This is a genomic window from Pseudomonas fluorescens, assembly GCF_902497895.1.
Taxonomy (GTDB): domain Bacteria; phylum Pseudomonadota; class Gammaproteobacteria; order Pseudomonadales; family Pseudomonadaceae; genus Aquipseudomonas; species Aquipseudomonas fluorescens_BP.
The window spans coordinates 1-24,237 of the sequence record NZ_CABVHQ010000050.1 but is presented as its reverse complement, the minus strand read 5'-3'; the positions used below and the strand labels follow the sequence as shown (position 1 = coordinate 24,237).

The following is a 24,237-nucleotide window of genomic DNA, read 5'->3' as shown; positions in this document are numbered from 1 at the left end:
AATTCAGCCTTTATCCGGTCATCGAGAGCGGGTATCATGCCAACCCTTTTTCGAACTCTAATGATCCGGCCCCACACCAGGGAAGTCCTATGTCGGCGGTACGCATCGGTCCATATACATTGCCCAACGGCTTGATTCTCGCTCCGATGGCGGGGGTCACTGACCAGCCCTTTCGTCAGCTGTGCAAACGGTTGGGCGCAGGCCTTGTAGTCTCGGAAATGGTCACCAGCGACATGAGCTTGTGGAACACCCGCAAATCGCGGATGCGCATGATCCACGGAGGTGATCCCGAGCCACGCTCGGTACAGATCGCCGGCGGTGATGCGCAGATGCTGGCGGATGCCGCCCGGGCCAACGTCGAGCTGGGTGCACAGATTATTGATATCAACATGGGTTGTCCGGCGAAGAAAGTCTGCAACAAGGCTGCCGGTTCCGCGTTGCTGAAAGACGAAGACCTGGTGAGCGAGATCCTGCATGCCGTCGTGGCGGCAGTCGATGTGCCGGTCACCTTGAAAATACGCACCGGCTGGGACCGGTCGAACAAGAACGGCCTGACGGTGGCGAAGATCGCCGAGCAGGCAGGTATCACCGCGCTGGCGGTCCATGGCCGGACCCGCGCCGATCTGTACACAGGCGAAGCCGAGTACGACACCATTGCCGCCATCAAGCAGGCGGTGTCGATTCCGGTCTTCGCCAACGGCGATATCGACTCGGCCGAGAAAGCCCGGTACGTGCTTCAAGCGACCGGCGCCGATGGTCTGTTGATTGGCCGGGCCGCCCAGGGGCGACCCTGGATTTTTCGTGAGATCGAGCACTTTCTGCGTACCGGCGACACACTCCCGGCGCCAGAGCTGTTCGAGGTGGAACATATTCTGCTAGAGCATCTGGCCGCGCTGCATGCCTTCTATGGGGATGTCATGGGCGTACGCATTGCTCGCAAGCATGTGGGCTGGTATCTCGCAACCCTGCCGGGCGCCAGGGAGTTTCGCGCCCAGTTCAATCGTTTGGATGAAACGGAAGCACAGTGCGCCAACGTTCGTGAGTTTTTTGCCGAACGCTACAAGAACCTGGTGACAGGGGACGGAGAAGGGGTGGCCGCATGATGACGATGACCGAGACTTTAGTGAGTGGAACAGCACCCGTGAGCGATAATGTGAATTTGAAACAGCACCTCAATACACCGAGCGAAGAGGGTCAGACCCTTCGCGGGAGTGTCGAGAAAGCGCTGCACAATTATTTCGCCCACCTTGAGGGCGCTGCCGTCACGGACGTGTACAACCTTGTGCTGTCCGAAGTCGAGGCGCCATTGCTCGAAAGCGTGATGAACTACGTCAAGGGCAATCAGACCAAGGCCAGTGAGCTGCTCGGTCTGAACCGCGGCACCTTGCGCAAGAAACTCAAGCAGTACGATCTGCTGTAAGCATTCAATCAAACCAGAAAGGCGTCCGTGGAAAACCGGTCGCCTTTTTTGCTGACTCCTTTGCTTTTGATGGAAATTGAAATGACCGACCAGACTACCCGCCTGCCGATCCGCCGCGCCTTGATCAGCGTTTCCGACAAGACCGGGATTCTCGAGTTCGCCAAGGAGCTTTCAGCTCTGGGCGTCGAGATCCTTTCCACCGGCGGAACCTTCAAGCTGCTGCAGGACAACGGCGTGGCCGCAGTGGAAGTGGCGGACTACACCGGCTTCGCAGAAATGATGGACGGTCGGGTCAAGACCCTGCACCCGAAAATCCACGGCGGGATCCTCGGTCGTCGCGGTATCGACGATGCCATCATGAATGAACACGGCATCAAGCCGATCGATCTGGTAGCGGTCAACCTCTACCCCTTCGAAGCCACCATCTCCAAGCCCGGTTGCGACCTGCCGACCGCTATCGAAAACATCGATATCGGCGGCCCGACCATGGTTCGCTCCGCGGCCAAGAACCACAAGGACGTGGCCATCGTGGTCAACGCCAGCGACTACGCCAGCGTCCTGGAAAGCCTCAAGGCCGGCGGCCTGACCTATGCTCAGCGCTTCGACCTGATGCTCAAGGCCTTCGAACACACTGCCGCCTACGACGGCATGATTGCCAACTACTTCGGCACCGTGAACCAGACGGCTGAAACCCTCGGCACCGAAGGTCGCAGCCAGTTCCCGCGCACCTTCAACAGCCAGTTCATCAAGGCGCAGGAAATGCGCTACGGCGAGAACCCGCACCAGAGCGCGGCGTTCTACGTTGAAGCCAAGCCAAGCGACGTCGGTATCGCCACCGCGACCCAGCTGCAAGGCAAAGAGCTGTCGTACAACAACGTGGCCGATACCGACGCCGCGCTGGAATGCGTGAAGAGCTTCGTCAAGCCGGCCTGCGTCATCGTCAAGCACGCCAACCCGTGCGGCGTGGCCGTCAGCCCGGACGCCGAAGGCGGCATCCGCCAGGCTTACGAACTGGCCTACGCCACCGATACCGAATCGGCGTTCGGCGGCATCATCGCCTTCAACCGCGAGCTGGACGCTGAAACCGCCAAAGCCATCGTCGAACGTCAGTTCGTCGAAGTGATCATCGCGCCAAGCGTCACCGAAGAAGCCCGTGCCATCGTTGCCGCCAAAGCCAACGTGCGCCTGCTGGCCTGCGGCGAGTGGTCGGCGGATCGCGCCGCTGCGTGGGACTACAAACGCGTCAACGGTGGTTTGCTGGTTCAGAGCCGCGACATTGGCATGATCGGCAGCGAAGACTTGAAAGTGGTGACCAAGCGCGCCCCGACCGAGCAGGAGATCAACGACCTGATCTTCGCCTGGAAAGTCGCCAAGTACGTCAAGTCCAACGCCATTGTCTACGCCAAGAACCGCCAGACCATCGGCGTCGGCGCTGGCCAGATGAGCCGCGTCAACTCCGCGCGTATCGCCGCGATCAAGGCTGAACACGCAGGTCTCCAGGTCCAGGGTGCGGTCATGGCCTCGGATGCGTTCTTCCCGTTCCGCGACGGCATCGACAACGCGGCCAAGGTCGGCATCACTGCGGTGATCCAGCCAGGCGGCTCGATGCGTGACAATGAAGTGATTGCAGCCGCCGATGAAGCCGGCATTGCCATGGTCTTTACGGGCATGCGCCACTTCCGTCACTGATACACCGCTCCCCCGTAGGAGCTGCCGCAGGCTGCGATCTTTTGACTTTGTTTTTTAAGATCAAGATCAAAAGATCGCAGCCTGCGGCAGCTCCTACGGCGGCATGCAGCGCTTCCCACAGAATTCAGCGTCATCGAGGTTTTTGAAATGAATGTTTTGATCATTGGCAACGGTGGCCGTGAACACGCCCTGGCCTGGAAAGTGGCTCAGGATCCGCGCGTCGTAAAAGTATTCGTCGCTCCGGGCAACGCCGGCACTGCCATTGAAGCCAAGTGCGAGAACGTCGCTATCGACGTGCTGGCCCTTGAGCAGCTGGCTGATTTTGCCGAGAAAAACGTTTCCCTGACCATCGTCGGTCCGGAAGTACCGCTGGTAGCCGGCGTCGTCGATCTGTTCCGCGCCCGCGGCCTGGATTGCTTCGGCCCGACCTCTGGCGCCGCCCAGCTGGAAGGCTCCAAGGCGTTCACCAAGGACTTCCTGGCTCGCCACAAGATCCCGACCGCCGACTACCAGAACTTCACCGAGATCGAGCCGGCCCTGGCTTACCTGCGTGAAAAAGGCGCACCGATCGTGATCAAGGCCGACGGCCTGGCCGCCGGGAAAGGCGTGATCGTCGCCATGACCCTCGTCGAAGCGGAAGACGCCGTACGTGACATGCTCGCCGGCAATGCGTTCGGCGAAGCCGGTTCCCGGGTGGTGATCGAGGAGTTCCTCGACGGCGAAGAAGCCAGCTTCATCGTCATGGTCGATGGCAAGAATGTTCTGCCCATGGCCACCAGCCAGGACCACAAACGCGTCGGCGACGGCGACACCGGCCCGAACACGGGCGGCATGGGTGCCTACTCCCCGGCCCCGGTGGTCACTGCCGAGGTGCATCAGCGGGTGATGGATCTGGTCATCTGGCCGACCGTGCGTGGCATGGCCGAGGAAGGCAACGTCTACACCGGCTTCCTCTACGCCGGTCTGATGATCGACAAGGCCGGCAATCCGAAAGTCATCGAGTTCAACTGCCGCTTCGGCGATCCGGAAACCCAACCGGTGATGCTGCGTCTGCAGTCGAGCCTGGTGTTGCTGATCGAGGCTGCTCTGGCCCAGGCACTGGACAAGGTCGAAGCGCAATGGGATCCACGTCCAAGCGTGGGTATCGTGCTGGCAGCCGGTGGCTATCCCGGCGATTACGCCAAAGATGCAGTCATTGAAGGTCTGGCCGCAGCGGCCGCACTGGAAGGCAAAGTCTTTCACGCTGGCACCGCATTGAAAGACGGTCAGGTGGTGACCGCTGGCGGCCGAGTGCTCTGCGCCACCGCCCTGGGCCAAAGTGTCGAGGCAGCTCAACAGCAGGCTTACACATTGGCGGCTAAAATCGATTGGCAAGGCTGCTTCTACCGCAAGGACATTGGCTACCGTGCCATTGCCCGCGAGCGTGGCGAACATCAGGAATAAGCTATCCGTTCGGCCAGGCAAGGGTCCCAGACCCTTGCCGTGCCATTCAGCCACACGCATAGTTGTAATCTGGCATCAACCTACGAAGGGATTTCGCCGTGCGCTGGCTCAGGATTGCCATAGGTCTTACCGTCAGCCTGCTGACTCTGCTCTGTTTGCTACCGGCCCAAGCCGCGCAAGGCAGTGGCTGGGCGGTATTGCTTGACGAAACGGCCGACCTGCAACTGAGCGACATCCGCTCTGCCCGCTACACCAATCAATTCAGTCCGATTGAACTGAACCAGTTGACCGCCGCCGAGCCCGATGGCGCCTTATGGCTGCGCTTCAAACTCCAGCCGGGCAAACACGAGCAACTGCTGCGCATTTTCGCGCCAGATCTGGCTCAACTGAATCTATACGTGCTCGACGACGACAAGCTGATCGAGCAATTGAACACTGGCGCCGATCAGCCGCAAGCCCAGAGGCCGTTGCCCAGCAGCGACTTCATGCTGGCGCTGCCGCAAAGTCCAAACACCCTCGAGGTGTATGTGCGGCTGGTATCCGAGCATCAGCTACGCCCTTACATCACCTTGCAATCGGCGGTCATGACCGCGGCAGATCAAGGCCAGACATTGATCTATGGCCTGCTGTTCGGCTGTCTGGCGATGCTGATCCTGCATAATCTGACGCGCAACGCCTACACCCGCTCCAGGAGCACCCTATGGCTGGCCGCCTGCGAAGGCCTGTTGCTGCTCAGCCTGCTCCTGCTGCTGAATCTGCCTGGCCTCTGGCTGCCGGACTGGCACGCCGTACAAACCCCTGGCGCCTATCTGGCCTTGCTGTTGACAGCACCCTGCGGCCTGATGTTCGCCTACCGATTCTTCGCTCCACTGGGCCCCCACCCGCTGAACCGGCTGTTGCTGGGCGATATCCTGCTGACCACCTTGTGCAGCCTGTTACTGCTGTTTGTCGACACCCTGCCGCTGAACATCATTACCTACGCGCTGGTGGCGCTCGCCGGCCTGAGCATGCTGTTCGTCGGCGCCTATCACTGGCAGAAAGGCTTTCGCCCGGCTCGACTGTTCGTGGTCGCCATGGTGATCTTCAACATCGGTACCCTGATCATCCTGCCAGCACTACTGGGGCTGACCCTGGTGGCGCCGCAAGGCCTGATCATGACGCTGCTCGGGTTCATCTGTCTCAGCGGCGTGTTGATGAGTATTGCCCTGGGCGAGCGTCAACGCAGCATCACTGAAAACCGTTTCAGCGTCAGCCGCGACCTGGCAGCCAGCAACGCCGAGATCAACGCCAAGGCCGAGTTTCTGGCGAAGATCAGCCACGAAATCCGCACCCCGATGAATGGTGTACTGGGCATGACCGAGCTGCTGCTGGGCACCCCCTTGTCGGTCAAACAGCGGGACTACGTGCAGACCATCCACAGCGCCGGCAATGAACTGCTGACCTTGATCAACGAGATTCTCGACATCTCCAAGCTCGAGTCCGGGCAAATCGAGCTGGACGATGTGCAGTTCGACCTCAACGCCCTGATCGAAGACTGCCTGAGTATTTTCCGGGCCAAGGCCGAGCAGCAGAATGTCGAACTGATCAGTTTTATTCAGCCACAAGTACCACGGGTGATCAGCGGCGACCCTACGCGCCTGCGCCAGACATTGCTGAGCCTGCTGGAAAATGCCCTGAAGAAAACCGACGAAGGCGAAATTCTGATCGTCGTCGCCCTGGACGAACGCAGCGCCAAACCGCGGCTACGCATCGCAGTCCAGGACAGCGGCATACCGATGGACACCAGCGAACGCGATGCCTTGCTGAACGCCGAACTGCACAGCAAGAACTTCCTCTCGGCGACGCGCCTGGGTGGCAATCTGGGGCTGGTCATCGCCCGCCAGCTGATCCTGCTGATGCACGGCGAATTCGGAATCAAAAGCGGTAACAACTGCGGCAGCACCCTGTGGCTGACCTTGCCGCTGGATCCGGAACGCCTGGAACATCCGACCTCCGACCTTGATGGCCCGCTGCAGGGTGCCCGAGTGCTGGTGGTGGATGACAACGATACCTGTCGCAAAGTCCTGGTACAGCAATGCAGCGCCTGGGGCCTGAACGTCAGTGCCGTGCCTTCCGGCAAGGAAGCGCTGGCCCTGCTGCGGACCAAGGCGCACCTGCGCGACTACTTCGACGTGGTCCTGCTCGACCAGAACATGCCCGGCATGACCGGCATGCAACTGGCGGCGAAGATCAAGGAAGACCCGAGCCTGAACCACGACATCCTGCTGATCATGCTCACCGGCATCAGCAACGCGCCGAGCAAGATCATTGCGCGCAACTCGGGGGTCAAACGCATCCTGGCCAAACCGGTTGCCGGCTACACCCTCAAGACCACCCTGGCCGACGAGCTGACCCGACGCAACAAGGGCCTGGTGGTGCCACACCCTGTGCCGTCAGGCATACGTGTACCGATCAAGGTGCCCAACGATTTCCGCATCCTGGTCGCTGAAGACAACAGTATCTCGACCAAAGTGATTCGCGGCATGCTCGGCAAGCTCAACCTGCAGCCGGACACCGCCAGCAATGGCGAGGAAGCGCTGCTGGCGATGAAAGCCCAACGTTACGATCTGGTGCTGATGGATTGTGAAATGCCGATCCTCGATGGTTTTTCCGCTACCCAGCAACTGCGCGCCTGGGAAGTCGGCAACCAGCGTATACGCACTCCGGTGGTAGCACTCACCGCGCATATCCTGACCGAGCACAAGGAACGCGCGCGTCAGGCCGGCATGGACGGGCACATGGCCAAACCGGTCGAGCTATCGCAACTGCGTGAGTTGATCGAACACTGGGTGGCCCAACGGGATTTGCAGAATCAACTGGCAGCTCAAACTTCCTGAGCCGACAGACGGAGCAACGCCTGATAGACTCCCCCTCGCCCTCCTTCGTTGCGAGCCCCAACCATGCTCCACGTGCTGTTCAGCGTTTACCTGAAGATGCTGGTGCTCTATAGCCCGTTCTTCGTTCTGTCCTGCTTCATCAGCCTGACCCGCGGCTATTCCAGCAAGGAGCGCCGGCGCCTGGCCTGGAAAGTCGCCCTCGCAACCCTGGTCTCCAGCGTCTTGCTGTATTTGTTCGGACGAGTGATTTTCAGCGTGTTCGGCATCACCGTGGACGCCTTTCGCATCGGCGCCGGGAGCGTGCTGTTCATCTCGGCATTGGGCATGGCTCAAGGCAAGCTGGCGGTGCAGACCGATAACGTGCAGCAAGACGTGACCATCGTCCCGCTGACCATTCCCCTGACCGTCGGCCCAGGCACCATTGGCGCACTGCTGGTGATGGGCGTCAGCCAGCCCCACTGGGACGACAAACTCACCGCCATCCTCAGCATCGCCCTGGCCAGCCTTACCGTCGGCGTGGTGCTCTATCTGTCGCACCGTATCGAACACATTCTTGGCGATCAGGGTCTGCAGATTGTCAGTCGATTGATGGGGTTGTTCGTGTGTGCACTGGCGGCGCAGATTATCTTTACCGGGATCAGAGGGTATCTGGTTCCCTGACGCAGAACCCGGTAGCGATCAATCGTCACTGAGTCGCGGTTGCCACCCAATGGTGGCGCATCTGCGCCATAACGGGAAAGCAAGACCTTGCAACCCATAACAAGGTCTTGCTAATGGTTAAGACCGAACAGTTCAGAGTTTCAATTTTCTCACGAAAACCTTGTCTGAATAGGCATCGATTTTCTGGTGAACTCTCTCCCGGTAGTGTTCAAACACCTCTGGATTGAAAACAAAAACTCCACCGTCAGGTATGATGACCACTTCTCTTTCGAACTCACTCCAGAAAAAGAAATCCTCTTCAAACGTTACAGTGCTGAAGCGCAAGCCGTATAAAAACACAACAACCTCTCCCGAGCCGAGCCGCTCGCAAGGTGCGCACCTGAGAACACTCAAACCGCCCTCTGCGACATTCCCCCGAAAGAAGTCCCAGGCAATATCGTCCAGCTTCAAGGCTTTATACGCTACCTTGAATAACTGACCCAGCCGTTCAGACCCAAAACGACCAATAATGCCATGACTGATATCCACCAGTTGATTGACATTCGACACTCTCAACTGCTTGTTAGGCACCAGAGTCCTGAGAGCAAAGCCCGCCTTCAACAATCTGCCTTGATAATAATCAAACCAGATTTTCTTCGAAACTTGACCCGGATATTTATCATTCGCTGCATGCTCTGCATAAAGCAGACAGTCCTGGATATCCTTTTGGTCCTGCGGGTAGACCTGCGGAGTAAAGGAGAGCAGACATCCACCCACGACAGCCGCATCCGCAAGTAGTGAAGTATTTGTTACTCCCGGCGCATCCCTGCCGGCAAATCCGCTAGTATCCACTAACAGGCATCCCTATTGTCTTATTGGCTCGTCAGCTTTTTAAACAGATCATCCCCAAACTGATCGATGTAGTCATACACCTTTTGTTTCTTTCGTTCAAACATACGCCTGTTGAAATTACGAACGCCGGCGGCCTGAAAAAGCTGCACGCCTTCGGATTGGAAACTGACAAATAGAAAATTGCCATCGTATTTTTTATCGATCAGATCAAGCCCCCCCAGGACCAACGCCATTCCACCGCCCGGTGTAGCGATGCAAGGAACAGCCTTGAAACTGATGACCTGGTTACGCTGGCTTCCGATATCCACGACTTTCAGCCCTTCTTTATCGCCTTTCAGTTGCCTGAACCCTGAAGAAACCATACTCAGGATATTTCCAGAGCCACCCGCAATGACAGTCTCAAGAACCTGCAGCACCGCTTCGTTTACAGTAAGGGTAACCTTTTTGGACACAAACCTCTTATACGTGAAACTTTCCACAGTCCATCCAGTTGCCAACAATGCATCATTATATTCAATGTAGCGCTGTTCGTTTGACGTGCCCTTCGGCAAACGCCTGACAACCGCTTCTGCAAAAGTCTGGGAGTCAATTGCATTTTGCCTGTCGTCTACGGAAAGTTGCTCATCAAATACCATGAGCGATGGCCCGACCACTGCAGGACCATTGTCCTGCGCAACTTCACCTGCAATATCATCCTGGCGCGCAAAGCGTTTGAGTTTCGAGCGTGGTGCAACGACGGCCAGTTCGGCACTGACACCTTCAAAATACTGATCTTGCATGTTCTCATTAAAAGCATGACGGACAACCGCCTGAAAACCCCGACCATTCTGCTCGTTCATTTTAACTTCCCTATCTTAATAAACCGCTCCATGCGGTAACTCAAACACTAAAACACGCTGCCTGGAGTGTCAAATTTCCTCACTCGCAAACCTATGCCAATCATTACCGGCAGCAAACTTTTATATCGCGTTATATTTAGAGTCGCGCAAATAGCCTGCCAACATCCATGACTTTCATCGCGGCGGTGCAATAGGCGGCCTCAGAGTGAGGCCGCCTATATTCAGGAACCCGGTTTTGTTTCATACCATCGTGGCGTGTACACCCAGTCACCTCCTTCGGCGCGCGGGAACACACAGGTGGTGGAGGAGCCAACCAATACCATGGTGCGCATATCCACCTGGTCCGGAGTCAAAAGCCCAAGCGTAGTCACCCGCAATGTCTGACCGGGACGACCGATATCGCGCCCCAGCACCACCGGCGTTTGCGGCGTACGGTATTGCGCGACGATTTCCAGGGCCCTGCCCAACTGCCATGGTCGCGAACGCGAAATCGGATTGTAGAAGGCCAGGGCCAGGTCAGCCTGGCAAGCCAGGTCCAGGCGCTTCTCGATGATTTCCCAGGGTTTGAGGTTGTCCGACAGCGACAGCACGCAGAAGTCGTGACCCAGCGGGGCACCGGCCTGAGCGGCGGTGGCCAGGGAGGCGGAAACACCCGGGAGGATTTCCAGGTCGACGTTGTGCCAGCTCGGGTCAGTCGACTCATGCAGCGCTTCAAGCACCGCTGCGGCCATGGCGAACACACCAGGGTCACCGGACGAAACGACGACGACCGAACGCCCCTGGGCGGCCAGTTCAAAGGCATGCCGGGCACGTTGCATTTCTTCGCGGTTGTCGGTGCAGTGCAGCACTTGATCGGCACGGAATGGCCCGGCCATGCGCACATAGGTTTCATAGCCGAGCACATCATTGGCCTTGGCCAGTTCGGCTTTCACTGCAGGCACCATCAATTCGGCAGCGCCAGGGCCGAGGCCGATTACCGCCAGGCGGCCACGCGGGCGGCCAATCTGCGAAGGATCCAGCGGCTGCTGGGCGACACTGATGGCAATACCATCGCCCACACACAGCGGTGGCAACAATTGCGGCACAGCGTGTTGCGCCAGCTCGCTGACATTCGCGGCAGCGGCGGCGAAACGCAGGGGCACGCCCAACTCGAGCGCGGCTTCACGCAACCGAGGACTGGCCATTTCCGTGTTGGCTGCCAAGAGGCACGCGACCGATTGAACAGCGATCTTCGCTTCGTGCAAGGCCGCGCGAATCGCTGGCGCCAGGTCCACCGCACAGGCACTGACCGCCACCAGCACACTGCGCGGATAAATCAGCAGCTCATTGGCCGCGGGTTCACGCTCGGTACAGCCGACGTGGATCGCCAGCCGCGCTTGTCGATCTTCCGGTAGCTGCGCCTGAGCCAGCCAGGGGGCCGCGCCTTCGATACGCACGCTTTCGCCAGCGAGCAAGTCCGAGACAAAGCGCTTGCCCAGCTCCAGATCGCCCAAGGCATAGCCACTCGGAGGATTGAGCAGGCAGGTGCCGAAGCGCAGTTCACCGCTGGTGGTGATGGCGGGAGCGACGCCTAATCCGGCGGCAATTTCCCGAGCCAGGACGTTGACCCCGCTCAAGCCTCCAAGCAACGGCACCACCGCACTACCGTCTTCGGCGACGGCCAATACCGCAGGCTCGGCGCCTTTTTCCAGCAACAGTGGTGCCAGGGTCCGGATCACAATCCCGGCAGCGCACAAGGCGATGATTGGCGTGTCCTGCTGATAGAGCTGGCGCAGGGTCGCGCCAAATTCGTGATAGATCCGGTCGGCGCCTTCGACCCGTTCGGCCAGACCGTGGATCAATGCGTCCGGATACAGCTGCTGGATCCTGCGTGCAGTGGCGAGGCTGCCATTGCCCAGAATGACAATGGCCGGAGCAGAACAAGTCATCAACCTTGCCACCTTTCACCGGGAACAATGATCAGCGAGAAGTACGGCGAGGACATCGGTTCGACCTGATCCAGCGGCACGATCTTCTGGTTGGCCATGGTCGCGCGCTCGACATACAGCGCCCGATCCACCAGCCCGAGCTCTTCCAGGACCTGACGAACCTTGGGGAAGTTGCGCCCCAGCTTCATGATGACCGCGGCGTCAGCATCGGCCAGACGGCGCTTGAGGTCTTCGGCCGGCAGCACACCGGACAACACCGACAGGCTCTGATTGCGATACACCAGCGGCGCACCCAGCACCGAAGCGCCACCCAGCATCGAGCACACGCCCGGCACGACTTCGGCGTCGTAGCGCTCGGCAAGACGGTCATGCAGGTACATGTAGGAGCCGTAGAAGAACGGGTCACCTTCGCAGATCACCGCCACGTCGCGACCGGCATTCAGATGCGTGGCGATTTCTTCGCCGGCGGCATCGTAGAAATCGCTGATGACTTGTTCGTAAGACAAGGGTGCCGGCAACGCTTCGGTGGTCACCGGGTACACCAGCGGCAGCAAGGTCTGCGCGTCCTGCAGATGGGCTTCGATGATGCCGAAGGCATTGCCCTTCTTGCCCTTGGCGACGAAGTACGCCACCACGGGCGATTCGCGCAGCAGGCGCAGGGCTTTGACGGTAATCAGTTCCGGGTCACCCGGGCCAACACCCAGGCCGATCAAACGTCCAGGTTGCTGCATCATTCGAGCTCCGTGGCCAGGGCATTGACGGCGGCGGCGGCCATGGCACTACCGCCCAGCCGGCCTTGCATGATCACGAAGGGCACGCCACGACTGTCGGCGGCGAGCATCGCCTTGGACTCGGCGGCACCGACGAAACCCACCGGGAAACCGAGAATCAGCGCTGGTTTCGGTGCCCCGGCGTCGAGCATTTCCAACAGGTAGAACAGCGCGGTCGGCGCGTTGCCGATCACCACCACACTGCCTTCCAGATGCGCACGCCACAGTTCCAGCGCGGCGGCCGAGCGAGTATTGCCCAACTCTCGCGCCAGGTCGGGCACGCTCTCGTCGCGCAGGGTGCAGATCACCTGATTGTTGGCAGGCAAACGCGCACGGGTAACGCCCTCGGAGACCATTCGCGCATCGCAGAGAATCGGCGCACCGGCCGCCAGCGCATCGCGCCCGGCCTTGCCCGCGCCGGGGGAGAATTGCAGCCCGTCGATTGCGTCGACCATGCCGCAGGCGTGGATCACGCGTACCGCGAGTTTTTCCAGATCGGCCGGGATGCGATCCAGGCGGGCCTCGGCGCGAATGATCGCGAACGAGTTGCGATAGATCTCCTGACCGTCGCGGATGTAATCAAGCATCAAGGTGGCTCCGTGGGCGGGCGTCAAGCAATGCGCCAACCGCTTCAATTGTGAGGTGACGCGCGTGCAGAGCACCGAAACCCGGCTGTTCTGCATCGCGAAAATAGAGGTCATAAAGACCTGGGGCAACGGCCAGCAAAGTGACCGGCGCACAGTGCGCGGCGGCGCAGGACCGCTGGCAGCCCGACAGATGCACACTCAGGGCATTGCCCTGGCGCTGCAGCAGCGCAGCCAGTTGCAGGGCGTCACCCTTGGTGTCGGCAAGGCCTTTGCCGCAGCCGCTTGAGCCGGTGCAGGCGATCAACTGCGCCAGGGCCTGATCGGCAGAACACAGCAAGCCGAGGTGGTGCAGGCGTTGTGTCACCTGCGGTGCATCTTGCGCACGGATATTGGGCAGCAACAGACTTTGCCAAGGGGTAAAGCGCAGGCTGCCGTCACCGAATTCATTGGCCAGTTGGGCCACGCCGCGCAGCATCACTGGATCGAGACGACCCAAGGGGGTGACGGCGCCGACATAAACCAGATCGGTTTCACCCTGTGGATAAGTACCGATATGCAGTAGTTTTGGTGCCTGCGAGCGCTGCCAACCGGCAATTGCGGTTAAAGACACGCGCTTGCTCAATGACTGCAAAAAGTTATCCACCGGCAGTTCTGCCAGTAGATGGCGCATGCGTGTCTGATCAGGGCGCGCCAGTTCAAGAAACAATTCCAGCACCGCGACCACCAATGCATGCCCCTCGGCCAGCGGCACTGCAGCCAATGGTGGATCGATCGGACAGCCGGCCAGACCGAAGGCCAGCAGCAATTCACCGTTCGATTCAAGCGCCGCCAGCCACAGGTCATGGGGATGTTCGAGCATCGCCAGGGCTTCACCGCCATCCAGTTGCACGGCGAACTTGGCCGACAGGTCGTGGAAGCGTGGGTGATTTTGCAGAGTGCCGAGGATCTGCCCGGCGAGCGGTCGGGTGTCGATCATCAGGTGTGGGTCGATTCCGGCGCTTGGGCTGAGCATCAGATTGCGCACGTCATCCCCAGCCGCTGTGGTCGGGCCCAGCCCCGCAGCAAGCAAGCTGTCGATCAACGCCGTCTGTTCGCTGCCGATCCCGCGAATCTGCAGGTTGGCGCGGTTGGTCGCCTCGATCACACCACCGGCGTAACGCTCGGCCGCGTCTGCCACCGCGCAGGCTTGCGCCGCGCTGATCGAGCCGCCGGCCAGTTTGATCCGGCAGATACCGCCGTCCAGGGCAGGGACGATGCGCAGCAACCCCGGACAGGCCGAGGGGCGTAAAGCAGCGGACATCTGACGTTCGTTCAAGGGGGCACCGGCTTAGAGGTAGAAGCGCTTCGCGGACGAAGGCGCGGTATTATGCCTGCTTTGTCCGAGGGCATGAAAAGCCTGCCCGTCGGAACGCACGGTTTGAGGAATATAGATGGCGCCCTGGCTAACGGTAGTAGGCATCGGTGAAGACGGCTTCAGCGGTCTGGGCAAGAACGCCCGACGCGCGCTGCTGGGCGCTGCACGGATTTTTGGCGGCCAGCGGCAACTGGATTTGTTGCCGGTATGCATCCGTGGTGAGCGTCAACTCTGGCCTGGCCCGTTCTCTCTGGAACCGCTGCTGGCGCAACGCTGTGAACCCGTGTGCGTGCTGGCCAGCGGCGATCCGATGTTGTTCGGGGTCGGCGCCAGCCTGGCCCGGCGGGTAGCGCGCGATGAGATGCAGGTGTTGTCCGCACCGTCCTCCTATTCGCTGGCAGCGGCTCGATTGGGCTGGCCGCTGCAAGAGGTGGTGACGCTTTCGGTGGTCGCCCGTCCTGTGGCGGCCTTGAGTGCGCAATTGTTCAGCGGCATTCGTTTGCTGGTGCTGAGCAACGACGGCCAGAGTCCCGCCGCCATCGCCGCGCTGTTGCGTGAACGAGGTTTCGGACCGAGCCGACTGACCGTGCTGGAACATTTGGGTGGCCCGGCTGAACGACGCGTCGAAGGCATTGCCAGCGACTGGAGCGAGCCGATCATCGCCGATCTGAATCTGCTCGCCATCGAGTGCATCGCCGAACCCCACGCACCCCGCTTATCACGACTGGCCGGGCTGCCGGATTCGGCCTTCAAGCACGATGGCCAACTGACCAAGCGTGACGTGCGCGCCATCACCCTCGCCCGCCTGGCCCCGGTGCCCGGTGAGTTGTTATGGGACGTCGGCGCCGGCAGTGGCTCGATCGGCATTGAATGGATGCGCGCTCACCCCAGCTGTCGCGCGCTGGCCATCGAGGCCGATGACGGTCGCCAGCAACTGATCGAACTCAATCGCGACGTCCTCGGCGTGCCCGGCTTGCAGTTGATTCGCGGCAGCGCTCCGCAAGCGCTGGCAGGCCTGGAGCGACCGGATGCGATCTTCATTGGCGGCGGCGTCACCCGCCAAGGGGTGCTCGACACCTGTTGGGAGCAACTCAAGCCCGGCGGCCGGCTGGTGGCCAATGCCGTCACCCTGCAAAGCGAAATGACCCTGATCGCCTGGCGTGAACAGCATGGTGGTGAACTGACCCGCATTCATATCGCTCAGGCGCAGCCCTTGGGGGACTTCGATACCTGGCGCCAGGCGTTGCCGATTACTTTGCTGGAAGTGGCGAAGCCCTTCGATGCGTGACGAAACCGCCGAACAACCCGCGCCCCTGCGCAGCGGCCTGACCACTGGCAGCTGCGCCACCGCCACCAGCCTCGCTGCCGCCCGCTTGTTGCTCAGCGGCATAAGCCACGACGCGGTGCACATCGTCCTGCCCAAAGGCAAACAGGTGCAGATGCGCCTGGAGTTCTGTCGTTTGGTGGAAGGCGGCGCCGAAGCCGGGACGATCAAGGATGCTGGCGACGATCCGGACGTTACCCATGGCGCGTTGCTCTATTCCCATGTGCGTTTGCATGCTGAACCGGGTATCCGCTTCAACGCAGGCCTTGGCGTCGGCACGGTCACTCGGCCGGGCCTGGTCCTGGGCGTCGGCGAACCGGCGATCAACCCGGTGCCGCGCAAGATGATCAGCGAACACCTGCGGCAACTGGCGCAAGAACGCAATTACGACGGCGGCTTCGAGGTCACGCTGAATGTCGAGGGCGGCGAAGCCCTGGCGTTGAAAACCATGAACCCACGGCTGGGCATTCTCGGCGGTCTGTCGATTCTCGGCACCAGCGGCATTGTCCGTCCGTTTTCCTGCGCGGCCTATATCGCCTCGATCCACCAGGGCATCGATGTCGCCAAAACCAACGGCTACCTGCACATTGCCGCCTGCACCGGCAACGCCAGCGAAGACACCATGCGCCAGGTCTACGACCTGCCGGAAATCGCCCTGATCGAAATGGGCGACTTCGTCGGCGCGGTACTCAAACACCTGCGCAAAGTGCCGGTGGGTAAACTCAGTATTTGTGGCGGCTTCGGCAAGATCAGCAAACTCGCCGCCGGGCATATGGATTTGCACAGCCGGCATTCGAGCATCGATCTGCCGCAACTGGCGCAGTGGGCAGCGGACGTCGGTGCTGATGACGTCTTGCAACAGGTCATCCGTGAAGCCAATACCAGCCAACAAGCCTTGGCCATGGCCAGCGCCGCCGGCATCTCTCTTGGAGACGCCGTGTGCCAGCACGCCCTGGAGTTCGCCCGCAGCGTGGTGCCGGCGCAGGTTCAAGTCGAGGTGTTTGCCATCGATCGTCAGGGTGGCATCGTCGGTCACGCGGGAGTTTTTCAATGAAACGTTTGTTGTTGCTCGGTGGCGTGACTGAAGCCCTGGCGATTGCCCGCACGCTTGGTCCGCAACATATCTACAGCCTGGCCGGCATCGGGCGGGTACCAACGGACTTGACCTGTCAGGTCCGGGTCGGCGGTTATGGCGGCGCAGCAGGTCTGGCGCAATTCATCGAGAGCGAAGGTATCGATTTGCTGCTGGACGCCACCCACCCCTACGCCGCACAAATCAGCCAGAACGCCGCGACCGCCGCGCAACTGAGCGCCATCCCCTGCTGGGCGTTACGGCGCCCGGCGTGGCAAGCCCAGGCGGGTGATGACTGGCGGGAAGTCAGCGACTGGGCCGAACTGGTTGAAGCGCTCAAGCCCTTCAAACGCCCTCTGTTCACCCTGGGTCGCGAGCCATTGCAACATCTGGATGAAATTCCGGACGGGCAGTTCTGGACCTTGCGCGCCCTGGATCAGTATCCCGGCAATAAGCGTTGCGAAGTCATCGGTGCCCGCGGACCGTTTCTGCTGGACGAGGAACGTGGGCTGTTTGAACGGCGACAGATCGATGTGCTGATCAGCAAAAACAGCGGCAGCAGTGCCACCGAGCCCAAGCTGGAAGTGGCGCGGGAACGTGGGGTGCCAGTGTTGATTTTGAAGCGGCCGGAGCCGGCGGGGGTTGAGCGGGAGTTTGGGTCGGTGGTCAATACGCTCGAGGCGCTGACGCAGCAAGGTTATCTACTACCCCTGTGAGCTTCTGCGCGTTAGTTGCGAGTGCTGCGCACTCGATCGCAGGCAAGCCAGCTCCCACATTGGACCGCGTCGATCAACGAATCTGTGCCTGACACAAACCCCTGTGGCAGCGGGCTTGCCCCGTAGCAGCTGCCGAAGGCTGCGTTCGGACCGGGGTCGCGCTCGACCGAAGCAGTCGCAAGTCCTGCTTGCACGGTTTGTCTGGAATACCGCAGTGCCTGATTTTACGACCGCTTCGCGGCCGGACGCAGCCTTCGGCAGCTGCTACGGACCGCATTAGGGTTTGCCCGCGAAGACTGCCTTGCAAGCAATGCAAAGCTTGAACCTTGCAAACCAGGCAGACTTTACACACAGCCTTACCCGAAATGGCCGACTTGTTAAGCCAGAAGCCTTAACCCAACATTTCTGAGCATCGGCACCTATCAGCGCTTAAAGTCGATAATGTAAAAAACAGGTGCCTCAAGACTCGTGTTCAGAGGTCCGGTATGACTGAAAAATTTACCCGCTTCGATGTCACCGATTATCTCCAGACACCTTTAGATATGTCCGCCTACCTGAAGGCTTGCAAGGAAGAAGATTCGGGCGATGGAAATTTGACTCGCTTGGGATTGAAAGACGTCATGCACACCATCAGCTCACGAATCCAGCACGACCCGATATTCGCCCAGGCATTACGAATCGAAGCCGCTACACTCTTTCGAAACGGCGAACCGGAAGTCGCACGCAGGCTTATGCAACTGCTGACCAAGGCGTTGCGACACCAAGCCGCACGCGGGCTTTTTACTTATCGCCACTGATCAGGCTAAATACCTCTTTTGATCGTCCACGCCACCGGATCCGACCATGTCCCGACAACGGCTAGCATTTGCCTGGATCGCCTGCTTCGCAGTGCTGTTCAACATGCTCGCCATGCCGATCTCCGGGACCATCGCCCAGGCGGCGAATCAGTCGCCCGCCGAGCAGTTGTTATGGGGTAGTTTCTGTTCCTCGAACGGCACCCGGCTGGTGGCGATTTCGTTGGGCACGCTTGAGCAAAAGGCCCCGCAAAACGACGACCACTCCAACATGCAGCATTGCTGGTGCTGTTCAGGTTCGGCACCCTTGGTGGCGTTGCCGGGGCATGTGCCGCAGCTGTATTTCGCGCGCTTCGAGCCCAATAGAAGCCTGCCACCACCCGCCTTCGAAACGCCCACTGCGCGCCAGCAATGGCCGAGTCTCAATCCCCGCGCCTCGCCTCTGGCCTGATTCCTTCTCGCAATTGATCTGCGTTTTGAATCGTTCTGGAGAACTGCCATGTTGAAACAATCCCTGGTGAAGCAATCACTGCTTCTCGCCGCGTTGCTGTTGCCTGCCTGCTTTGCCAATGCGCACGACTACGTTGCCGGCGAGTTGCAGATCGCTCACCCCTGGTCGCAGGAACTGCCGCCGAATGCTCCGACGGTCGCGGCCTATTTCGTCATTCATAACAATGGCAAAAGCGCCGATCGCCTGCTCAGTGTGAACTCGCCGATCGCCGGCATCGCCCAGTTGCACGAGCATGTGAAGCAAGGCGAGCTGATGAAAATGCAGCAGGTACCGAGCGTGGAGATCCCGGCCGGTGGTGAAGTCACCTTCGCCCCCATGGGGTACCACGTGATGCTCCTGGAACTTAAAGACCGCAGCCTGCTGAGCGACGGCAAGCGCTTCCCGCTGACCCTGCATTTCGAGAAGTCCGGTGATGTGACGGTTGAGATCGCGGTGCAGAAACAGCCGCCCGCCGGCTCCGAAAAGCACGTCCACGCCCAGTAATCACTGGCCCGAAGCGCCTATGAACACTCTGCGCTCGCCAAGCGTCAGGCAATCAGAACCGCGCCATCGCTCATTGCGAGTAAAGCGTGGCAGCTGGATCAGCCTGTTCGCCATGCTGATGATCTTTATCGGTCCGCTGATTTCCCAGGCGATGCCGATGGATCACGGCATGCCGATGAACATGTCGATGAACATGTGCATCGACGAGCCCGGCTGCCACGCCGCTTCGCAACACCATTCCAAACCCGCGTCCGCCGAGCAGCAGATGCTCTGGGAGAAGTGCGGGTATTGCGGCCTGTTGTACAACTGCCCGGCGCTGCCCGGCGGCCTGTCCTTCGCGGCATCCGACACACCACCAACATCGAGTGTCATCAGCCCTTCCCCGCGCCTGGGTCATGCCCGGCAGACGGTATTCCCCGGCGCCCGCACCCGCGCCCCGCCCATTGTCAGGTAAACACCCAAGACTCACATCGCCCGGTTCTGGATCAAGGTGGATATGAGTTTCTAATAAGAAAAGTCAAAAGATCGCAGCCTGCGGCAGCTCCTACGTCAGGAAGCCGCACATCCTGTTGGAGCTGCCGCAGGCTGCGATCTTTTAACAGACAATTGAGTCGCCCACGCGGAGCGCGTCTGATGAACCCACCAAAAGTGTCTTTCTACAACCTGGCCTGGCGCTGGCATTTCTATGCCGGGCTGTTCGTCGCGCCGTTCATGGTGATGCTGGCCCTGACCGGGATCATCTACCTGTTCAAACCCCAGCTCGACCCGTTGATGTACGGTAACCTGCTGAACGTCCCCGCCGGTCATCACACCCTCAGTGCCGATGAGCAACTACGGCGGGTGCAGGTCGCTTATCCAAAGGGACAAGTCACGCAATACCTGCCGCCGGTCAATGTCGAGCGCAGCGCGCAGTTCGTGGTGCAAAACGACGGCAATGAACTGAACGTGTTCATTGACCCCTACCGCGGAGAAATCCTCGGCGACCAGGACGCCAAGAGCAACCTGCAAGCCATCGCCCGTGCCATCCATGGTGAGTTGATGATTGGCACCGTGGGTGATGGACTGGTCGAGCTGGCCGCCGGTTGGGGCATCATGCTGGTGGTTTCCGGGCTGTACCTGTGGTGGCCGCGAGGCAAGTCGCCGGCCGGCGTGCTGTGGCCGCGCTTGAGTAACAGTGGCCGCCTGTTCTGGCGCGACCTGCATGCGGTGACGGGGTTCTGGGGCGCAGCGTTGCTGCTGGTGATGCTGCTCAGCGGCATGACCTGGACCGGCGTCTGGGGCAAGCAATACGCCGAGCTCTGGAACCGCTTCCCGGCGGCCATGTGGAACGAGGTACCCAAGTCCGATCAAGAGGCTCGCAGCCTCAATACCGCGACGCGCCAGACCGTGCCATGGGCCATGGAAAATACGCCTATGCCGGTGTCCGGCGACCATGCCGAACACATGGCTCACGCGGGAGCCACAAGCGCTCCGGCCGCGCCGACCATCGCCTTGCAAGATGTGCAGAACATCGCCGCACAGCGCCAGGTCGAACCTGGCTACAGCATCACCTTCCCGACCACCGCCAGCGGTGTGTTCACCATCGCGGTATTCGCCGACGACCCGCGCAACGATGCCACCCTGCATGTCGATCAATACACCGGCAAGGTACTCGCCGATGTCCGTTGGCAGCACTACAGCACCGTCGCTCGCGCCACGGAAGTGGGCGTGATGCTGCACGAAGGCAAGATGTTCGGGACGCTCAATCAGATAGCCGTTCTGCTGGTGTGCCTGATGATTCTGCTCAGTGCGGTCAGCGGTGTGGTGATCTGGTGGAAGCGTCGCCCACAAGGTCGGCTGGGTATTCCGCCGCTGCGCCATGACCTGCCAAAGTGGAAAACCGCGATGGTCATCATGTTTGCGCTGGCCGTGGCCTTTCCGTTGGTGGGTGCGTCGTTGATCCTGGTGTGGATTCTGGATCGGGTGCTGCTGTCACGGCTGATCGGGAAAGCTGAGCCCGCTTCATCTTCAAACTGAAGTCTGCGAGGTTCGGCCTGATGCGCAGGCGTTAAAGAGCCCCTTCAATGTCAATCATTGAAGGGGCTCATTGCCTGGCCGGTTGTTGGTGGCTGGCGCGCATTTTGAAGCAACTTGACTCAGGATGGTTTGGAGATTGGTGTCCTCCTGCTCATCTCAAGCAGCAACCTCGAAGAGACCTGACCACGTGGTCTCCAGAATATATCGGACTCCAGAATGTAGAGCTTGCCCGAGGCTGCCAAACTGCTGAGAACTTCATTGAGTTTGGAGCGAATGACGCCACTTTCTTCGTCTTTCCAATCATTGCGCAATGCTTGACCCTCGTCGCCCAGGTAACTGGGCATAATCCAGTGCGGCGTTTATATCATCGAACACGGGACTGCAGGCTGGCTGATTCTTGGGGGACTCGAATGTTTCGAAGGGAGCCCAGTCGGCGGACACCGTCCCGACGAACCCACCCCAGATCTCGCTCGACATAAGAAAGGAAAGCTCTCCAACGGAAGCCGTTTTCTTGAACATCCCGTCAAGCGTTCCATCGTGTGCGTGAGGCGACTCCCACGGGCCACTCGTGTCTAGCCAATGAACATATTGACGCTCCGCTTCCGTACCGCTGGGTTTGTACTTCAACAAGGATCCATCAGGTCCTGATAGATATGCTGACGCAAAAGTACTGCGCTCGGCGTAGTTGAAGCTGATGTCCGGCACCGAGTAAAAACTCATGAACGCCTTGATCTGCTGGTCCGACCACGTTGGGTTTAATTTTTTTGTATAGTCAAAGGCCTCTGGATGCGAGTGCAAGTTACCCACGATGCGGTAGCCTTCGGGATGTGCAAAATCACCGTTCGACTCTCTTTTCAAAATGGACAGCCAATTGAAGCTTTTGCTTTTTCCGGCAATCGGCTTGGTTGCAAAAAATCGGCTATCCGACAAGCGTCGTAAAATGACGCTTCCATATTCCACATCATGTTTATTGCCAATCCACTCGTGAGCATAACGCGCGGCGTCATCTTCAGTGATGAACGCCGGGCTGAGTGGCGGCAGCACTGCATTCGACTCGGGTCCTGCGGACCGCTCCTGTCGCGAAAGATATCGTTCCATGACTTCACCTTTAGAATTGAATACGTCGAGTATCCCCATCACCTGCTTTTTCGAAATCGGTGCCAGGACACCTGCCATCTTCAAGATCTGGAACAGCGCCAGGGCGGTAAATAGTTATCGCCTGGCGCAAATGCCGTGTCTGAACGTCCCGGCCCTCAGGCACCACATAAGCGCAGCGCTTGCACCCGCACCGCCATTGAGCCCTGACTTGGTGCGTAGACGTGCACAAAACCGCCTTCTACCCCCACAAACGCCGACCTGCCCCGGCTGGGCACAACCCTTGCTAATACCCTTTCAGCGTCCGTATCTGCCAACCAAAAAAAATTGAGTTCATGGAGATCGCACAATGAAGCGTCGTAGCTTGATCAAGGCTTTCACACTGTCGGCATCGATTGCCGCGATGGGCATGACCTGGAGTATCCAGGCCGCCGAGACCATCAAGGTCGGCATCCTGCACTCCTTGTCGGGGACCATGGCGATCTCTGAAACTTCGCTTAAAGACATGGCGCTGATGACCATTGACGAGATCAACGCCAAGGGTGGCGTCAACGGCAAGATGCTCGAACCGGTAGTCGTCGATCCGGCGTCGAACTGGCCGCTGTTCGCCGAAAAGGGTCGCCAGTTGCTGACCCAGGACAAGGTCGCGGTGGTGTTCGGTTGCTGGACTTCGGTGTCGCGTAAGTCGGTGTTGCCGGTGTTCGAAGAACTCAACGGCCTGCTGTTCTACCCGGTGCAATACGAAGGCGAAGAGATGTCGCCGAACGTCTTCTACACCGGCGCGGCGCCGAACCAGCAGGCGATTCCGGCCGTGGAATACCTGATGAGCGAAGAAGGCGGCAGCGCCAAGCGCTACTTCCTGCTCGGTACCGACTACGTCTACCCGCGCACCACCAACAAAATCCTGCGCTCGTTCCTGCATGCCAAAGGTGTCGCGGACAAGGACATCGAAGAGGTCTACACCCCGTTCGGTCACAGCGATTACCAGACCATCGTGGCCAACATCAAAAAATTCTCGGCCGGGGGCAAGACGGCGGTGATCTCCACGGTGAATGGCGACTCCAACGTGCCGTTCTATAAAGAACTGGCCAACCAGGGCCTGAAAGCCACCGACGTTCCGGTCGTGGCGTTCTCGGTCGGGGAAGAAGAACTGCGCGGTATCGACACTAAACCGCTGGTGGGCAACCTCGCGGCGTGGAACTACTTTGAGTCCGTCGAGAACCCGGTCAACCAGAAATTCGTCGCCGACTGGAAAGCCTACGCCAAGAAGAAAAACCTCCCGGGCGCGGACAAAGCCGTGACCAACGACCCGATGGAAGCCACTTACGTCGGCATCCATATGTGGGCGCAGGCAGTGGAAAAAGCCAAGTCCACTGACGTCAATAAAGTTCGTGAAGCCCTCGCCGGCCAGACATTCGCCGCGCCGTCGGGCTTCACGCTGACCATGGACAAGACCAACCACCACCTGCACAAGCCGGTGATGATCGGCGAGATTCAGGCCGACGGTCAGTTCTCGGTGGTCTGGCAGACCGAAGGCCCGATCCGCGCCGAACCATGGAGCCCGTTCATTCCGGGGAATGACAAGAAGCCGGATTATGCGGTGAAGAGCAACTGAGGCTGATTCTGGAGTTTGGGGTGGTCTTGAGATCCACCCCTCACCCCAGCCCTCTCCCCAAGGGGCACAGGTATCTACACATCTTTTAAGGGCTGCCGAATACTGTGGCGAGGGGGCTTGCCCCCGCTGGGTCGCGAAGCGGCCCTAAAACCGGCAATCGCAATTTTCCAGGTAGAACGCATCCGCTGGTTTTACGACTGCTGCGCAGCCGAGC

The 24,237-nt window shown here is 59.8% G+C and carries 22 protein-coding genes; 15 read left to right on the top strand and 7 right to left on the bottom strand.

Features of this window, described 5'->3' with window-relative positions; all coding sequences use genetic code 11:
* Nucleotides 1–89: 89 nt before the first annotated feature.
* The 6 genes from dusB (at nt 90) to F8N21_RS21880 (ending at nt 8,088) form a co-directional block, all read left to right on the top strand.
* Nucleotides 90–1,103 carry a tRNA dihydrouridine synthase DusB gene (gene dusB, locus F8N21_RS21910; protein ID WP_150644096.1) on the top strand — a complete coding sequence of 338 codons (1,014 nt, stop codon included), beginning with the start codon at nt 90–92 and terminating at the stop codon, nt 1,101–1,103.
* Nucleotides 1,100–1,420 carry a DNA-binding transcriptional regulator Fis gene (gene fis, locus F8N21_RS21905; RefSeq protein ID WP_150644095.1) on the top strand — a complete coding sequence of 107 codons (321 nt, stop codon included), beginning with the start codon at nt 1,100–1,102 and terminating at the stop codon, nt 1,418–1,420. The genes dusB and fis overlap by 4 nt, the downstream gene beginning before the upstream one ends.
* 81 nt (nt 1,421–1,501) lie before the next feature.
* A complete protein-coding gene (gene purH / locus F8N21_RS21900) occupies nt 1,502–3,109 on the top strand; it encodes a bifunctional phosphoribosylaminoimidazolecarboxamide formyltransferase/IMP cyclohydrolase (protein WP_150644094.1) in 1,608 nt (535 codons plus the stop codon).
* Nucleotides 3,110–3,256: 147 nt separating this feature from the next.
* A complete protein-coding gene (gene purD, locus F8N21_RS21890; protein ID WP_150644093.1) occupies nt 3,257–4,552 on the top strand; it encodes a phosphoribosylamine--glycine ligase in 1,296 nt (431 codons plus the stop codon).
* Between the two features lie 98 nt (nt 4,553–4,650).
* The gene (locus F8N21_RS21885) at nt 4,651–7,428 is read left to right on the top strand and encodes a hybrid sensor histidine kinase/response regulator (RefSeq protein WP_150644092.1); all 2,778 of its coding nucleotides are present in this window, start codon (nt 4,651–4,653) and stop codon (nt 7,426–7,428) included.
* Nucleotides 7,429–7,491: 63 nt separating this feature from the next.
* Entirely contained in the window at nt 7,492–8,088 is a 597-nt protein-coding gene (locus tag F8N21_RS21880) for a MarC family protein (protein ID WP_150644091.1), read from the top strand.
* A gap of 132 nt (nt 8,089–8,220) precedes the next feature.
* Here F8N21_RS21880 and F8N21_RS21875 read toward each other — a convergent pair whose 3' ends face one another.
* From F8N21_RS21875 to cobG, 6 genes are all read right to left on the bottom strand, one after another.
* Nucleotides 8,221–8,919, bottom strand: coding sequence for a hypothetical protein (locus tag F8N21_RS21875; RefSeq protein ID WP_224788269.1), 699 nt, complete (start codon nt 8,917–8,919; stop codon nt 8,221–8,223).
* Nucleotides 8,920–8,939: 20 nt separating this feature from the next.
* Nucleotides 8,940–9,758, bottom strand: coding sequence for a hypothetical protein (locus tag F8N21_RS21870; RefSeq protein WP_224788268.1), 819 nt, complete (start codon nt 9,756–9,758; stop codon nt 8,940–8,942).
* A gap of 221 nt (nt 9,759–9,979) precedes the next feature.
* The gene (gene cobJ / locus F8N21_RS21865; RefSeq protein WP_150644090.1) at nt 9,980–11,686 is read right to left on the bottom strand and encodes a precorrin-3B C(17)-methyltransferase; all 1,707 of its coding nucleotides are present in this window, start codon (nt 11,684–11,686) and stop codon (nt 9,980–9,982) included.
* Nucleotides 11,686–12,417, bottom strand: a complete 732-nt coding sequence (locus F8N21_RS21860; RefSeq protein WP_150644112.1) for a precorrin-2 C(20)-methyltransferase — start codon at nt 12,415–12,417, stop codon at nt 11,686–11,688. The genes cobJ and F8N21_RS21860 overlap by 1 nt, the downstream gene beginning before the upstream one ends.
* Entirely contained in the window at nt 12,417–13,043 is a 627-nt protein-coding gene (locus tag F8N21_RS21855; protein ID WP_150644089.1) for a precorrin-8X methylmutase, read from the bottom strand. Before F8N21_RS21855 ends, F8N21_RS21860 begins: the two co-directional genes overlap by 1 nt.
* A complete protein-coding gene (gene cobG / locus F8N21_RS21850) occupies nt 13,036–14,343 on the bottom strand; it encodes a precorrin-3B synthase (protein ID WP_150644088.1) in 1,308 nt (435 codons plus the stop codon). Before cobG ends, F8N21_RS21855 begins: the two co-directional genes overlap by 8 nt.
* Nucleotides 14,344–14,473: 130 nt before the next feature.
* On the opposite strand from cobG, the gene cbiE reads away from it, so the two are divergent.
* The 8 genes from cbiE (at nt 14,474) to F8N21_RS21810 (ending at nt 21,313) form a co-directional block, all read left to right on the top strand.
* Nucleotides 14,474–15,685 (top strand): precorrin-6y C5,15-methyltransferase (decarboxylating) subunit CbiE, encoded by a 1,212-nt coding sequence (cbiE, locus tag F8N21_RS21845; RefSeq protein WP_150644087.1) that lies wholly within the window; start codon nt 14,474–14,476, stop codon nt 15,683–15,685.
* Nucleotides 15,678–16,775, top strand: a complete 1,098-nt coding sequence (locus F8N21_RS21840; RefSeq protein ID WP_150644086.1) for a cobalt-precorrin-5B (C(1))-methyltransferase — start codon at nt 15,678–15,680, stop codon at nt 16,773–16,775. Before cbiE ends, F8N21_RS21840 begins: the two co-directional genes overlap by 8 nt.
* Nucleotides 16,772–17,509, top strand: coding sequence for a cobalt-precorrin-6A reductase (locus F8N21_RS21835; protein ID WP_150644085.1), 738 nt, complete (start codon nt 16,772–16,774; stop codon nt 17,507–17,509). Before F8N21_RS21840 ends, F8N21_RS21835 begins: the two co-directional genes overlap by 4 nt.
* Nucleotides 17,510–17,994: 485 nt before the next feature.
* On the top strand, nt 17,995–18,306 hold the full coding sequence (locus F8N21_RS21830; protein ID WP_150644084.1) for a hypothetical protein: 312 nt from the start codon (nt 17,995–17,997) through the stop codon (nt 18,304–18,306).
* A gap of 46 nt (nt 18,307–18,352) precedes the next feature.
* Complete coding sequence (locus tag F8N21_RS21825; RefSeq protein WP_150644083.1) at nt 18,353–18,754, top strand: DUF2946 domain-containing protein; 402 nt, start codon at nt 18,353–18,355, stop codon at nt 18,752–18,754.
* A gap of 48 nt (nt 18,755–18,802) precedes the next feature.
* A complete protein-coding gene (locus F8N21_RS21820; RefSeq protein WP_150644082.1) occupies nt 18,803–19,297 on the top strand; it encodes a copper chaperone PCu(A)C in 495 nt (164 codons plus the stop codon).
* A 19-nt stretch (nt 19,298–19,316) separates the two neighbouring features.
* A complete protein-coding gene (locus F8N21_RS21815) occupies nt 19,317–19,751 on the top strand; it encodes a DUF2946 domain-containing protein (RefSeq protein WP_150644081.1) in 435 nt (144 codons plus the stop codon).
* Nucleotides 19,752–19,930: 179 nt separating this feature from the next.
* Nucleotides 19,931–21,313 carry a PepSY-associated TM helix domain-containing protein gene (locus F8N21_RS21810; protein WP_150644080.1) on the top strand — a complete coding sequence of 461 codons (1,383 nt, stop codon included), beginning with the start codon at nt 19,931–19,933 and terminating at the stop codon, nt 21,311–21,313.
* A gap of 300 nt (nt 21,314–21,613) precedes the next feature.
* Here the strand turns inward: F8N21_RS21810 and F8N21_RS21805 are convergent, their stop codons facing one another.
* Entirely contained in the window at nt 21,614–22,489 is an 876-nt protein-coding gene (locus F8N21_RS21805) for a DUF4329 domain-containing protein (RefSeq protein WP_150644079.1), read from the bottom strand.
* Between the two features lie 268 nt (nt 22,490–22,757).
* Here F8N21_RS21805 and urtA point away from each other — a divergent pair, with 268 nt between their 5' ends.
* The gene (urtA, locus tag F8N21_RS21800; protein WP_150644078.1) at nt 22,758–24,023 is read left to right on the top strand and encodes an urea ABC transporter substrate-binding protein; all 1,266 of its coding nucleotides are present in this window, start codon (nt 22,758–22,760) and stop codon (nt 24,021–24,023) included.
* Nucleotides 24,024–24,237: the final 214 nt, after the last annotated feature.

Coding starts and splice junctions, on each gene's coding strand:
- urtA (WP_150644078.1), top strand. CDS start 22,758: ATGAAGCGTCGTAGCTTGATCAAGGCTTTCACACTGTCGGCATCGATT.
- purD (WP_150644093.1), top strand. CDS start 3,257: ATGAATGTTTTGATCATTGGCAACGGTGGCCGTGAACACGCCCTGGCC.
- F8N21_RS21830 (WP_150644084.1), top strand. CDS start 17,995: ATGACTGAAAAATTTACCCGCTTCGATGTCACCGATTATCTCCAGACA.
- cbiE (WP_150644087.1), top strand. CDS start 14,474: ATGGCGCCCTGGCTAACGGTAGTAGGCATCGGTGAAGACGGCTTCAGC.
- F8N21_RS21840 (WP_150644086.1), top strand. CDS start 15,678: ATGCGTGACGAAACCGCCGAACAACCCGCGCCCCTGCGCAGCGGCCTG.
- purH (WP_150644094.1), top strand. CDS start 1,502: ATGACCGACCAGACTACCCGCCTGCCGATCCGCCGCGCCTTGATCAGC.
- dusB (WP_150644096.1), top strand. CDS start 90: ATGTCGGCGGTACGCATCGGTCCATATACATTGCCCAACGGCTTGATT.
- F8N21_RS21835 (WP_150644085.1), top strand. CDS start 16,772: ATGAAACGTTTGTTGTTGCTCGGTGGCGTGACTGAAGCCCTGGCGATT.
- F8N21_RS21805 (WP_150644079.1), bottom strand. CDS start 22,489: ATGGCAGGTGTCCTGGCACCGATTTCGAAAAAGCAGGTGATGGGGATA.
- cobJ (WP_150644090.1), bottom strand. CDS start 11,686: ATGACTTGTTCTGCTCCGGCCATTGTCATTCTGGGCAATGGCAGCCTC.
- F8N21_RS21855 (WP_150644089.1), bottom strand. CDS start 13,043: ATGCTTGATTACATCCGCGACGGTCAGGAGATCTATCGCAACTCGTTC.
- F8N21_RS21870 (WP_224788268.1), bottom strand. CDS start 9,758: ATGAACGAGCAGAATGGTCGGGGTTTTCAGGCGGTTGTCCGTCATGCT.
- cobG (WP_150644088.1), bottom strand. CDS start 14,343: ATGTCCGCTGCTTTACGCCCCTCGGCCTGTCCGGGGTTGCTGCGCATC.
- fis (WP_150644095.1), top strand. CDS start 1,100: ATGATGACGATGACCGAGACTTTAGTGAGTGGAACAGCACCCGTGAGC.
- F8N21_RS21810 (WP_150644080.1), top strand. CDS start 19,931: ATGAACCCACCAAAAGTGTCTTTCTACAACCTGGCCTGGCGCTGGCAT.
- F8N21_RS21825 (WP_150644083.1), top strand. CDS start 18,353: ATGTCCCGACAACGGCTAGCATTTGCCTGGATCGCCTGCTTCGCAGTG.
- F8N21_RS21880 (WP_150644091.1), top strand. CDS start 7,492: ATGCTCCACGTGCTGTTCAGCGTTTACCTGAAGATGCTGGTGCTCTAT.
- F8N21_RS21860 (WP_150644112.1), bottom strand. CDS start 12,417: ATGCAGCAACCTGGACGTTTGATCGGCCTGGGTGTTGGCCCGGGTGAC.
- F8N21_RS21820 (WP_150644082.1), top strand. CDS start 18,803: ATGTTGAAACAATCCCTGGTGAAGCAATCACTGCTTCTCGCCGCGTTG.
- F8N21_RS21815 (WP_150644081.1), top strand. CDS start 19,317: ATGAACACTCTGCGCTCGCCAAGCGTCAGGCAATCAGAACCGCGCCAT.